The organism is Sphingopyxis sp. sgz302558 (assembly GCF_057220455.1).
Genome location: NZ_JBXPUZ010000003.1, coordinates 457,657 through 469,480 on the forward strand (window position 1 = coordinate 457,657; position 11,824 = coordinate 469,480).

Here is an 11,824-nt window from a genome sequence, read left to right on the forward strand (position 1 = left end):
CGGGCGTCAGTAGACCACCACGCTGCGAATGCTTTTGCCCGCATGCATCAGATCGAAGGCGGTGTTAATCTCTTCGAGACCCATCACGTGGGTGATCATCGGGTCGATTTCGATCTTGCCGGTCATATACATGTCGACAATCTTGGGCACATCTGTGCGGCCCTTGGCACCGCCGAACGCCGTGCCGCGCCAATTGCGGCCGGTGACAAGCTGGAATGGCCGGGTGGCGATCTCTTTGCCAGCCTCAGCCACCCCGATGATGATGCTGGTGCCCCAACCGCGATGGCACGCCTCTAGCGCCATGCGCATGACTTCAGTGTTGCCGGTGGCATCGAAGGTGTAGTCGGCACCGCCGTCGGTCATCGTGACGATCGCTGCGACAACATCCTCGCGGCTCATGCCCTTCGAATTCAAAAATTCGGTCATGCCGAACTTGCGGCCCCATTCCTCGCGATCGGGGTTGATGTCGACGCCGATGATCCGGTTTGCACCGGCCAGCCGCGCGCCCTGAATGACGTTCAGGCCAATGCCGCCCAGGCCGAACACGACGACATTATCGCCGACCTGTACCTTGGCGGTGTTGATCACGGCACCGACGCCGGTGGTCACGCCACAGCCGATGTAGCAGGCGCTCTGGAACGGCGCGTCCTCGCGGATTTTCGCCACGGCGATTTCGGGCAACACGGTGAAGTTCGAGAAAGTCGAGCAGCCCATGTAGTGGAAGATCGGCTGCCCCTTGTAGCTGAAGCGCGTGGTGCCGTCGGGCATCAGTCCTTTGCCCTGGGTGGCACGAATTGCTGTGCACAGGTTGGTCTTACCCGACAGGCAGCTTTTGCACTGGCGGCATTCAGGGGTGTAAAGCGGAATGACATGGTCGCCAGGCACAATGCTGGTTACGCCCGCGCCGACCTCTCGCACCACACCTGCACCTTCGTGGCCCAGCACGCTGGGAAAGATGCCCTCGCTGTCGAAGCCGTCGAGAGTATAGGCGTCGGTATGACAGATGCCGGTCGCCATAATCTCGACCAGCACCTCGCCCGCCTTGGGCCCTTCCAGGTCCAGTTCGACAATTTCGAGCGGTTTTTTGGCTTCGAAGGCAACGGCGGCGCGGGTTTTCATGGTGCTGGATCCTCCCTATTGCCACCTCCCTTAGCGGGAAGCGACAGAGGGAATCCAGCACCTAATCGGAGCTAGCCATGCACCCATTGCGTCTCGCGGGCAAAATTTTCGCTCGCAAATTGCCAGTTGAGCAAATCGTCCGTGACCGCGCCGACATAGGCCGGGCGATCGTTGCGGCGGTCAATATAATAAGCATGCTCCCACACATCGATCACGAGCAGAGGTCGCACCGCGTGCGTTACGACGGTTCCGGCGTCGTGCGTGTCGGTGATGAGCAAATCGTCGCCGCGTGCCACCAGCCAGGCCCAGCCCGAGGCGAAATGCGCCTTGGCGGTTTCGGCCAGTTCAGCCTTCAGCCCGTCGATCGAACCAAAGCTCTTGGCGATAGCCGCGTTTAGTTCCGGTGACGGTAAGGTTGGCGCCGGGCTCAGGCTGTTCCAGTAAAAAGCATGATTCCATACCTGCGCGGCGTTGTTGAAGAGCCCCTGATTACCGTCGGCGTCGGCGCGGCGGATGATTGCCTCCAACGGCGCCTCCTCCAGATCACTGCCCGCAATCGCGGCATTGGCTTTATCGACATAGGCCTTGTGGTGCTTGCCGTGATGAAACTCCAGCGTTTCGGCGGAAATATGCGGTGCGAGCGCATCGATGGCATAGGGCAGCGGCATATGGGTAATAGCCATGGGAGAGGTTTTCCTGTGCTGTTGGTTCTCTGATAAACCCCGCCTTGCACCCTTTCGTTCCAATTTTATGTCGCCATTTTGCGCAGCGCAGTGATGCAGTCGGCCTCTGCGGCGGGCTTGTCGGTGCGGATGCGCGCGATGCGCGGGAAGCGCATCGCGAGGCCCGATTTGTGGCGTTTGCTGGCATGGATGCTATCGAACGCGACCTCCAGCACCAGCGTCTTTTCAACCTCGCGCACGGGGCCGAACCGCTGAACCGTGTGCTGGCGCACGAAGCGGTCGAGCATCTTCAGTTCATCATCGGTGAACCCCGAATAGGCCTTGCCCACCGGCAATAGCTCGCCGTCGTCGGACCAGCAGCCGAAAGTATAGTCGCTGTAGAAACTGGCGCGCCGTCCATTGCCGCGTTGGGCGTACATCATCACGCAATCGGCGACGAGCGGGTCGCGCTTCCATTTATACCACTGCCCGACTTTGCGGCCGCCAACATAGGGTGCATCGCGGCGCTTTAGCATTACGCCTTCGATGGCGGCATCGCGCGCGGTGGCGCGTTGGGCGGCAAGACCGGCAAAATCGGGCGCGGTGATGATCTGCGACAGGTCGAAGCGGTCGGCGGGAAGTTCGCCCATCAGCGACTCAAGCCGCGCACGCCGGGTGGTCCAGGGCAACGGGCGCAAATCGTCGCGGCCGAGGCCAAGCAAATCATATAGGCGCACGAAGGCGGGCGCTTCGGCCAGCATCTTCTTTGACACCGTTTTGCGGCCCAATCGCTGTTGCAGTGCGTTGAAACTGGCGGCTTCCCCGCCCTGCGCGTCGCCGCGCACCAGCAATTCGCCATCAAGCGCGCAGTCGAGCGGCAGCGCCGCGACGATTTCGGGAAAGGCCGCGCTGATTTCCTCGCCGCCCCGGCTGTAAACGCGCGTTTCTCCGCTCGCGCGGACGATTTGCACACGGATGCCGTCCCATTTCCATTCGGCGGCAAAATCGGTGAGGTCGACTTCCTCGCCATCGCCCAACGGGTGCGCCAGCATGAAGGGGCGGAAAAAGGGTGTGGCGGCCAGATCGGGGCGCGGCGCCTTTCCTTCGGCCCAGGCGAATAGCGGCGTGAAGGGCGGGGCGACGGCGTGCCACAGTTCCTCGACATCTTCGACCGGCACGCCGAACGCATCGGCAAAGGCCTGCCGCGCCAGCCGCGCCGACACGCCGAGGCGCATGCCGCCGAGCGCAAGCTTCATCAGGGCATAGCGGCCGTCGCTGTCGAGCCGGTCAAGCAGGCCCGCAAGCGTTGCGGGAGCGGTGGCGCGGGTCGCCGCAGAAAGGGCGGCGACGGCTTGGGAGAGGGTGAGTGGCTCAAAGTCCCTCTCCTCCCCTGAAGGGGAAGGGAGAGGATCAGGCCACAACAGCGCAATCGTCTCCGCTGTCTCCCCCACAAATTGCCGCGACAGCCGCGCCAGTTCCGCGTCCACGCGGGTCGCGAGCAGCGCGCGCGCCATGCCAGCCTTGACTGCCGGAAAGTCGAGTACCTCGGTCAAGGCCGCCATCGCCCAGCCGCGATCAGGATCGGGTGTTTCGCGCAAATAACCAGCAATCAGCGCCAGCTTGGCATTGCGCGAGCGCGTGTAGATCAGCCGGTCGAGGAGCACGGCAAAGGCCCTCATTCGACCTCCTCCACTTCGCGGCCAACGAGGTGGAGCGCGCGGGCTTTGCGCTGATGGAGTTCGCACCAGCGCACCAGCCCTTCCTCGCTGCCGTGGGTGATCCAATTTTCCGTGGCGTTCACGTCGGCGACGGTCTGTGTCAGTTCATCCCAGTCGGCATGGTCCGAGATGATCAGCGGCAATTCGACCTGTCGCTGCCGCACGCGCCCGCGCACGCGCATCCAGCCCGAAGCCATCGCAGTCAACGGATCGGGCAGCCGCCGCGACCAGCGGTCCGTCAGCGCAGAGGGCGGGCACAGGACAATCTTCCCCGCCATTTCTTCCTTGGGGGTATCGGCGACGCTGCGCAGGGCGCCCAGCTGCACGCCATGCGCTTCATAAAGGCGGCACATCGGCTCGAGCGCACCATGGAGGTAAAGCGGGTCGTGCCAACCCGCCGCGCGCAGCTCGGCAATCACCCGCTGCGCCTTGCCCAGGGCATAGGCACCGACCAGGACACAGCGCGCGGGTTCCGCACGTGTCGCCGCGATCAGCTTGGCTATCTCGGCGGACGTCGGTGGGTGACGGAACACTGGCAAGCCAAAGGTCGCCTCGGTCACGAAAATATCGCACGGCACAACCTCAAACGGCATGCAGGTGGGGTCGGCGCGGCGCTTGAAATCGCCAGTAACGACAACGCGCTCGCCGCGATATTCCATTGCAATTTGCGCGCTGCCCAGCACATGACCGGCGGGGTGAAAGCTGAAATGCACCCCGCCTCGTTCGAACCCTGTGCCATAGGCGCACGGCACCGACCCTGCTTGGGGAGCGCCATAGCGCAGCGCCATAATCGCGAGCGTTGCGGGGGTCGCATACACAGTGCCATGGCCGCTGCGGGCATGGTCGGCGTGGCCGTGCGTAACTGCGGCGTGTGCGCGCGGGCGCGACGGATCAATCCAAACGTCGGCGGGAACGACGTGGATGCCGTCGGGATGAGGAATGATCCAGCCGCTGTCTGTCATGCCTTTGCTGTCCTGCTGTGCGCGATTGACCTTGGCGCGCGCTCTCCCCATGTTGTCCCAAAGCTGCACCGTTACAAGGACCCAACACCCCATGCCGCGTTCCGCCGAAATTGCTGCCCAATTGCCCTTTTTGCGCCGCTATGCGCGCGCGCTGACCGGCAACCAGTCGAGCGGCGACCGACTTGTGGAAGCCGCGCTGACCGCCATTGTCGAGAACCCAGCCAAGCTCGACACCGCGCCGTCACTGCGGCTTGGGGTTTTTGCCGAACTGCAGCGCGCTGTCGCCGGGCTGCCTTCGAATGATGATGCGCCCGAGCAGAACCGCATTGCGCGGGTCCCGCCGCTGCAGCGCCAATTGCTGTTGCTGACTGCGCTGGAGAATTTCTCGACCGCCGATGCGGCCGTGATTACCGGACTGTCGCTCGCCGACGCCGAGCGCGAAATTGCCGCCGCCTATGAAAAGCTTGATACCGAGCTACGGACGTCGGTGCTGATCATCGAAGACGAGCCATTGATCGCCATGGATCTGGAACATCTGGTGCAGGACCTGGGACACCGCGTGACCGGGCTTGCCGCGACGCATAGCGAAGCAGTGGCAGCGGTGGCGCGCGACCGGCCCGGGCTGGTACTCGCCGACATCCAGCTGGCCGACGGGTCATCGGGCATTGACGCCGTCAACGAAATTCAGGCTGTCATCGACGTGCCAGTGATATTCATCACCGCCTTTCCCGAACGGCTGCTGACCGGCGAGCGGGTCGAGCCCGCTTTTCTGATTACCAAGCCGTTTCGCCCGGCAGCAGTGCGCGCCACCATCAGCCAGGCACTGATGTTTGAAACGAGCGTGGCTTAGATCTGGTTCAGCCACGCCGAGTACTGGAAAGCTAACGCCCGCGCCGGTTCAGCCCAACAAAGGCCGCGATCCGATCGAGCGTGTCGATGCGCGGTGCCCCCGCCTCCCGGACAGCGTCCATCGTTTTTTCCACTGGCTGTTCCACCAGGCTGTAACGCATGGCCCAAGCAGGAAATTCGCGTTCATCAATCGGCTGATCGCGCAGGGTGACAACGCCGCTGTGGCGCGGATCGGACTGGATACGAGCATAGCAGGCGTTGATGACGTCCGCATCGCCTTCGATCAGCTGCAGGAAATTGGACCCGTTATAGAGCATGATCCCCGTGATACCGTCGGCCTGATTGCGCCGTTGGCTGTGGCTGACGATTGCCTTGATGGCGTCGGTCCCGACATCGGGGTCCGCCACGCTGACATAAAGGACCGACTTCATTTGGTGCGCCCTCCCGCGCGGATTCCCCTGCGCCGCCCCCCCGACAGCGCCGACATTGCGACTTGCGGGGGCGTATAAATGAAACTAACTCAACAGGTCTAGGGTCAGGACCTGTTAAATGCGCGTTCGAGGTTTGAAGCCATTTTGCTCAGGGCTAGGAGGAAAGGCGATGGGATATGAAGATATCTCAAGGCTTTCTGACGCCGCCATGGGCAAAATGGGTCAAATCCGAAGGACGCCGAAATGGCTTCGACCTCGAAGCGAAATGCCCTTGCGGGTAGCGATGCTAGCCGACGGCGGGCACTTCCCTCCGATGCCTTCGCCATTTCGACGCCTCGAACGCGCATTTAGCAGGTCCTGACCCTAATCACTTTCTGTCGGCGCTTCGCGCGCAAAAGGGAACTACCGGCCGCCTCGGCTCGTTAGGTCTGGGAGCATAGAGCAAGGTGCGACATTGAACCGAGGCAAGCCAATAGCGAAGGACGCTGGCGCAGCGCATAACAGTACCGCTGCTGAGCCGGCTGCCGTGCCCAATCGCGGCATGCGCAACGCGGCGCTGCAACAGGGGCTACGTGCGGCCTATCGCACTGTCGTTGAAGAGCCGCTTCCGGACCGCTTGCTCTCGCTGTTGCAACAGCTCGACGGTGACAGGCCGAACGACTGATGCCCGATGTGCCAACGCCTGACGGCTCACTGCCGCGGCTGGACGATGCTGCCTTCAAGGCGGAGTTGACGGCGGCCATCCCGCACTTACGCGCCTATGGCCGCAGCCTGACCGGCGACATGGATCGTGCCGACGATCTGGTCCAAGACACGATGCTCAAGGCCTGGGCCTCGCGCGACCGTTTCGCGGCAGGCACGTCGATGAAGGCGTGGACCTTTGTCATCCTGCGCAATGTCTTTCTATCACAGATGCGGCGGCAAAAATTCCACGGCGATTATGACGAAATGGCTGCCGAACGCATGCTGGTCGCCGCGCCGTTGCAAGAGGAAGCGACGCATGTCGCCGACATCCAGCGCGCGCTGCTCGAACTGTCGGCCGACCAGCGCGAGGCGCTGATATTGGTGGGCGCAGGCGGTATGTCCTATGAAGAGGCCGCGCGCATCTGTGAGGTCGCAGTCGGCACAATGAAAAGCCGCGTGTCTCGCGCACGCACCGCGCTTGAGGCGATCATGGTGTCTGGGCGCCTGTCCACGCCGCGCGGCGACATGCCCCCGCCCGCCGAGGCGATGGGTGCAATCATGGAGCGCGTTGAATCGCTGGCCAGCGAGGCCGAAGCGCGCGGCGCGGCCGAACCTACCAATTGAAATCCCCGACCATCAGGAGAGCATGACTATGAACAATTTCCATCGCCCTGCCCGCCTGCGCGGTGCTGCGCTGTTCGCATTGCTGGCGGCGTGCAGTCCCGCCGTTACTTCGGCGACCTATGCCGATGATCCCGCCATCGATGCAACCGGCGCGCATCCGGCGGTGCAGCCCAGCGCCGCGCCCTTTGCGATTGCCGAAGTGGCAACCTTCAATGCTCCCTGGGCGATGACTTTTCTGCCGGGCACCCGCTATGCGCTGATCACCGAAAAGGGCGGGCGGATGCTCCTGTGGCAAGAAGGCAGTGCGGCGATGCCGGTCAGCGGCGTCCCGCAGGTGGCCGCGGGCGGGCAGGGCGGACTGGGCGACATCATCGCGCTGGGCAAAGCTGCGGCCGATGGCAGCCAGCCGGTCGCGTTGAGCTGGGCCGAGGAAGGCGAAGGCGGCTTTGGCGCAGTCGTGGCAACGGCGACGATCAATCCAGCCAAAAGCGCGGCGCTGAAGGATCTGAAAATCATCTGGCGTGCCACGCCCAAGGTCAGCGGGCGCGGTCATTTCGGGCATCGCCTTGCCCTCTCCCCCGACGGACAGCATTTGTTCATCACCACCGGCGAGCGCCAGAAGTTCGATCCGGCGCAGGACATGGCAGGCACGCTGGGCAAGGTCATCCGCATCAAGCTCGATGGCAGCGCGCCCGCCGACAATCCCTTCGCTGATAAAGGCGGCGCGACTGCCCAAATCTGGTCGCTGGGCCACCGCAACCCGCTGGGCATTACTTTCGATGACAAGGGCAATTTGTGGACCCACGAAATGGGGCCGCGCCACGGTGATGAATTGAACCGCGTCGAACGCGCCGCCAACTATGGCTATCCCATCGTGTCGAACGGCGACCATTATGACGGCAAAGACATTCCCGACCACCCAACGCGTCCCGAATTTCGCGCGCCCGACCTTTGGTGGAACCCCGCGATCTCGCCTGCGGGCCTGACTTTCCACAGCGGCGCCGGCTTCAAGGACTGGGGTCCATCGCTGCTAATGGGCGGCCTGTCAGGGCAGGCCCTGATCCGCATTTCGCTCGATGGCACCAAGGCCAGCAAAGCCGAGCGCTGGGACATGGGTGCCCGGGTGCGCGAGGTGGAAACCGGGCCTGACGGCAGTATCTGGGTGCTGACCGACGGCGATAATGGCAAGTTGCTGAAACTGACGCCGAAGGGATAGCACCAACCCGAAACCTAACCCCGTTCGCCCTGAGCTTGTCGAAGGGCTGTCCTTTTCTTGGCAACCCTCAAAGAAAGGACGGTCCTTCGCCAAGCTCAGGACAGGCGGGGGAGGTTGAGAAGGCGATGCCCAATTGTGACAGCAATTGTGACAATTACTTCGCCAGACGGTCCCAAAATATCGACGAACTGCCAGTTGCTTGCGCTTGTTTGTTACAGACAAGCGGCAGATATGTTGAAGTATGTCCGGACTCGCTGTCACAGATTCGCTTCACGCAACCGAGCGCCCGCCGTCATGGCTGTTGCTGGTAGCCGAACTGCGTGCGGTGCTGGCATGGATTTTCTTCCGTTTCTTCACCCGCCCGTTCGTGACCAGCGAGATTGGTGGTGGCCAGCCGGTGATCACCATCCCCGGATTCATGGCCAGCGACCTGGCCATGCGCCAGCTGCGCTCCAGCCTGCGCGCGGCGGGCTTTCGCGCCTATGGCTGGGGGCTGGGGCGCAACCGTGGCGTGACTGCTGACATGCTCGACCGGCTCGACGCGCGCGTCGATGAAATCATCACGCGCGAGGGCCGCGTGCCGGCGCTGGTCGGCTGGAGCCTAGGCGGCATGTACGCCCGCGAATATGCCAAGCGCCATCCGCACAAGGTCGCTCGCGTCGTCACCATGGGTACGCCATTCTCCGGGTCGCGCCGGGCGAACCATGCGTGGCGGCTGTATCAGTTGGTCGCGGGTCACGACGTCGACGCGCCTCCGGTCGCACTGCACCCCGCGCCCAAGCCGCCGGTCCCGACCTATGCCCTGTGGTCGCCCAATGACGGCATCGTTGCAGCCGCCTGCGCGCGCGGACTTCCTCACGAAAGCGATGAGGCTATCGAAGTGAACTGCCGCCACATCAGCTTTTCGTTCGCCCCGGCAGCAGCAAGGGCGGTGGTACGGGTGTTGGCTTAACCCCGAAACGGCCCCACTATCTCGGCCGTCACGCGCAACGGCCGTCCGCTCGCCTTGTCGAGCAATGCCCAAGAGGTTTTGGCCCGCACATGCACGCGCCCATCAGCGCCCGTGAATTCCACAAAGCGATCAAACTTCGCCCCTTGCGGCGCATCGGCGACCCAGGTGCGCGCCGTCACGCTTTCGCCGGGCCCAAGTGCACGCAGATAGTCGATTTCGTGGCGCACCACCACCCAGATATAAGCATCCTTATGCTGCTGCGGTGCGACTGCGTCCCAATGTCCCGTTGCAACCACCTGAATCCATTGCACCCACACCGCATTGTTGACGTGGCCAAGCACGTCGATGGCCTCAGGCGTCGCGGTGAAGGATTGGGTGAATTCGTCGCTCAAGCCAGCTCCACCGGTGTTACCTGATAGCCCGCGCTGCGCAGCGCGCCGATGAGGGTATCGAGATGCTCGCGGTCGCGCGCTTCGCATTCGATGTCGGTAATGAGACCCTTGGCGGGCAGCGTCGTAAACACACGCTGGTGATAAATTTCGATGATATTGACCTGATTGTCGGCGAAGACGCGCATCACATTGAACAATGCACCGGGCCGATCCTGCAAGCGGACGCGCAGCCGCGCCAGCCGCCCCGAGCGGGCAAGGTCGCGCAGCAGCACATTGGCGAGCAGGCGCGTATCGATGTTGCCGCCGCATAGCACCAGGCCGACTTTTCGGCCGGCAAATTGTTCGGGGTGCGCGAGCAATGCGGCAAGTCCTGCCGCACCAGCACCCTCGACGACGGTCTTTTCAATCTGCAGCAGCAGGCTGACCGCCCTTTCCAGATGGCGTTCGCCGACCAGCAAGATATCGTCAGCCAGCCGCGCTACCATCCGCCGGGTATATTCGCCTGGTTCGCGCACCGCGATCCCCTCGGCCAACGTGTCGCCGTCGCTGACCATCGCCACATTGTGGATGGCGGCATACATGGACGGGTAAAGCTCGGCCTGTACGCCGACCAGCCGCATTGCAGGATTGATGCCGCGCGCCGCCGTGCCCATGCCGGTGAACAATCCGCCGCCGCCGATCGGGATAACCAAAGTGTCGAGATCGGGCACGTCAGCCAGCATTTCCAGCGCGACCGTCCCCTGCCCTGCAGCAATGTGCGGATGGTCAAAGGGGTGAACGAAGGTCAGCCCGCGCTCGACCTCCAATTGGCGTGCATGGGCATAGGCATCGTCATATTTCTCGCCAAAGAGAACGATCGACGCGCCATGGCTTTCGGTCTGCTGGACCTTCACCGTCGGCGTCGTCTTGGGCATGACGATGGTGACGGGGACGCCGAGGCGCGCGCCATGATAGGCCAGGCCCTGCGCATGGTTGCCCGCGGACGCCGCAATCACGCCGCGCGCGCGCCGCGATTCGTCCATTTGCAGCAGCGCATTGAGCGCGCCGCGCTCCTTATAGGCGGCGGTGAATTGCAGGTTTTCAAACTTCAGCCACACCTCGGCCCCGGTAATTTCGGAGAGCGTCTTGCTGTGCAGCGTTGGTGTGCGCACCACCGCGCCTTCGACGCGCTGGCGCGCTGCGGCGACATCGGCGGCGGTCAGCGCGGGCCAGTCGGCCACATTGTTGCTCGTCAAAACTTCGCTCATGGACAGGCGGGACCCCCTTATTTCGCGCGCAGCCCTAGCCCATCTGGCGCGGCGCGCAAACTTGGTTATGCTTGGCACCATGCAAGCAGAACAATTATCCATTGGCTTTATTGGCACCGGCGTCATGGGCGGGCCGATTGCGGGGCATCTGGCGCGCGCAGGGCATAAGTTGACAGTCTATAACCGCACCCGCGCCAAGGCGGAGGCGTGGGCGGCGAAGCATGGAGGCCAAGTGGCTGGCTCGCCTGCCGATGCCGCAGGTCTTGCCGATGTCGTGATCAGCTGCGTCGGCAATGACGATGACTTGGCGCAGGTGGCGCTTGGCCGCGATGGCGCCTTTCGCGCCATGCAAAAAGGCGCGCTGTTCATCGACCACACCACGGTTTCGGCGCGCATCGCACGGCAATTGTCGGTCGAGGCCGATGGCTTAGGGCTGCACAGCGTCGATGCACCAGTAACCGGCGGTCAGGCCGGAGCCGAGGCGGGTACGCTTTCCATCATGTGCGGTGCCAGCAAAAAAGCGATGGAGCGCGCCGAACCGGTACTGCGCGCCTATGCCTCGCGCATCGTGCATATTGGCGGCCCCGGCACCGGCCAGACCACCAAAATGGCCAATCAAATCGCCTTTTCGGGGATTATCCAGAGCCTGTCGGAGGCGCTTCGCTTTGTCCAGGCCGCGCATCTTGATACCGACAAGGTATTCGAAGCCATCTCGGGCGGCGCGGCGTCGAGTTGGCAGATGACCAACCGCTGGGCGACGATGGCCAAGGGCGAGTATGATTTCGGCTTTGCCGTCGACTGGATGCGCAAGGACCTGGGCCTCGCCATTGATGAGGCCCGCGCCAATGGCGCTACATTGCCCGTCGCCGCGCTGATCGACCAATTTTACGCCGATATCCAGCGCATGGGACGCGGGCGGCAAGACACCAGCGTGCTGATTGAAAGGTTGCCAAAACCGTGAAGCGTTT

Annotated in this window: 13 protein-coding genes; 6 read left to right on the forward strand and 7 right to left on the reverse strand. The window is 63.2% G+C overall.

From position 1 onward, the window contains the following. Window positions 1-6: 6 nt before the first annotated feature. The 4 genes from AC2TC0_RS12910 to AC2TC0_RS12925 all read right to left on the reverse strand — a co-directional run bounded on the left by AC2TC0_RS12910 (window position 7) and on the right by AC2TC0_RS12925 (window position 4,461). On the reverse strand, window positions 7-1,119 hold the full coding sequence (locus tag AC2TC0_RS12910; RefSeq protein WP_484717925.1) for an S-(hydroxymethyl)glutathione dehydrogenase/class III alcohol dehydrogenase: 1,113 nt from the start codon (window positions 1,117-1,119) through the stop codon (window positions 7-9). A gap of 71 nt (window positions 1,120-1,190) precedes the next feature. After that, the gene (locus AC2TC0_RS12915; RefSeq protein WP_484717926.1) at window positions 1,191-1,802 is read right to left on the reverse strand and encodes a superoxide dismutase; all 612 of its coding nucleotides are present in this window, start codon (window positions 1,800-1,802) and stop codon (window positions 1,191-1,193) included. Between the two features lie 65 nt (window positions 1,803-1,867). Next, window positions 1,868-3,460, reverse strand: coding sequence for a cisplatin damage response ATP-dependent DNA ligase (locus AC2TC0_RS12920; protein WP_484717927.1), 1,593 nt, complete (start codon window positions 3,458-3,460; stop codon window positions 1,868-1,870). Then, a complete protein-coding gene (locus AC2TC0_RS12925; protein ID WP_484718134.1) occupies window positions 3,457-4,461 on the reverse strand; it encodes a ligase-associated DNA damage response exonuclease in 1,005 nt (334 codons plus the stop codon). The genes AC2TC0_RS12920 and AC2TC0_RS12925 overlap by 4 nt, the downstream gene beginning before the upstream one ends. A 91-nt stretch (window positions 4,462-4,552) precedes the next feature. Here AC2TC0_RS12925 and AC2TC0_RS12930 point away from each other — a divergent pair, with 91 nt between their 5' ends. Next, window positions 4,553-5,311, forward strand: a complete 759-nt coding sequence (locus tag AC2TC0_RS12930; RefSeq protein ID WP_484717928.1) for a response regulator — start codon at window positions 4,553-4,555, stop codon at window positions 5,309-5,311. A gap of 31 nt (window positions 5,312-5,342) precedes the next feature. On the opposite strand, the gene AC2TC0_RS12935 is transcribed toward AC2TC0_RS12930, so the two are convergent. After that, window positions 5,343-5,741 carry a BLUF domain-containing protein gene (locus tag AC2TC0_RS12935; protein ID WP_484717929.1) on the reverse strand — a complete coding sequence of 133 codons (399 nt, stop codon included), beginning with the start codon at window positions 5,739-5,741 and terminating at the stop codon, window positions 5,343-5,345. 454 nt (window positions 5,742-6,195) lie between these two features. Here AC2TC0_RS12935 and AC2TC0_RS12940 point away from each other — a divergent pair, with 454 nt between their 5' ends. The 4 genes from AC2TC0_RS12940 (at window position 6,196) to AC2TC0_RS12955 (ending at window position 9,217) form a co-directional block, all read left to right on the forward strand. After that, window positions 6,196-6,405, forward strand: coding sequence for a NepR family anti-sigma factor (locus AC2TC0_RS12940; RefSeq protein WP_484717930.1), 210 nt, complete (start codon window positions 6,196-6,198; stop codon window positions 6,403-6,405). Then, window positions 6,405-7,049: a sigma-70 family RNA polymerase sigma factor gene (locus AC2TC0_RS12945; protein ID WP_484717931.1), complete on the forward strand. Its 645-nt coding sequence runs from the start codon at window positions 6,405-6,407 to the stop codon at window positions 7,047-7,049. Before AC2TC0_RS12940 ends, AC2TC0_RS12945 begins: the two co-directional genes overlap by 1 nt. A 28-nt stretch (window positions 7,050-7,077) precedes the next feature. Beyond that, window positions 7,078-8,265 (forward strand): PQQ-dependent sugar dehydrogenase, encoded by a 1,188-nt coding sequence (locus AC2TC0_RS12950; RefSeq protein ID WP_484717932.1) that lies wholly within the window; start codon window positions 7,078-7,080, stop codon window positions 8,263-8,265. A gap of 241 nt (window positions 8,266-8,506) precedes the next feature. Further along, window positions 8,507-9,217: an esterase/lipase family protein gene (locus tag AC2TC0_RS12955; RefSeq protein WP_484717933.1), complete on the forward strand. Its 711-nt coding sequence runs from the start codon at window positions 8,507-8,509 to the stop codon at window positions 9,215-9,217. On the opposite strand, the gene AC2TC0_RS12960 is transcribed toward AC2TC0_RS12955, so the two are convergent. Then, window positions 9,214-9,609 carry an acyl-CoA thioesterase gene (locus tag AC2TC0_RS12960; RefSeq protein ID WP_484717934.1) on the reverse strand — a complete coding sequence of 132 codons (396 nt, stop codon included), beginning with the start codon at window positions 9,607-9,609 and terminating at the stop codon, window positions 9,214-9,216. The genes AC2TC0_RS12955 and AC2TC0_RS12960 overlap by 4 nt on opposite strands. After that, entirely contained in the window at window positions 9,606-10,856 is a 1,251-nt protein-coding gene (locus tag AC2TC0_RS12965) for a threonine ammonia-lyase (protein WP_484717935.1), read from the reverse strand. The genes AC2TC0_RS12960 and AC2TC0_RS12965 overlap by 4 nt, the downstream gene beginning before the upstream one ends. Before the next feature lie 79 nt (window positions 10,857-10,935). Here AC2TC0_RS12965 and AC2TC0_RS12970 point away from each other — a divergent pair, with 79 nt between their 5' ends. Continuing rightward, entirely contained in the window at window positions 10,936-11,817 is an 882-nt protein-coding gene (locus AC2TC0_RS12970; RefSeq protein WP_484717936.1) for an NAD(P)-dependent oxidoreductase, read from the forward strand. Window positions 11,818-11,824 lie beyond the last annotated feature (7 nt).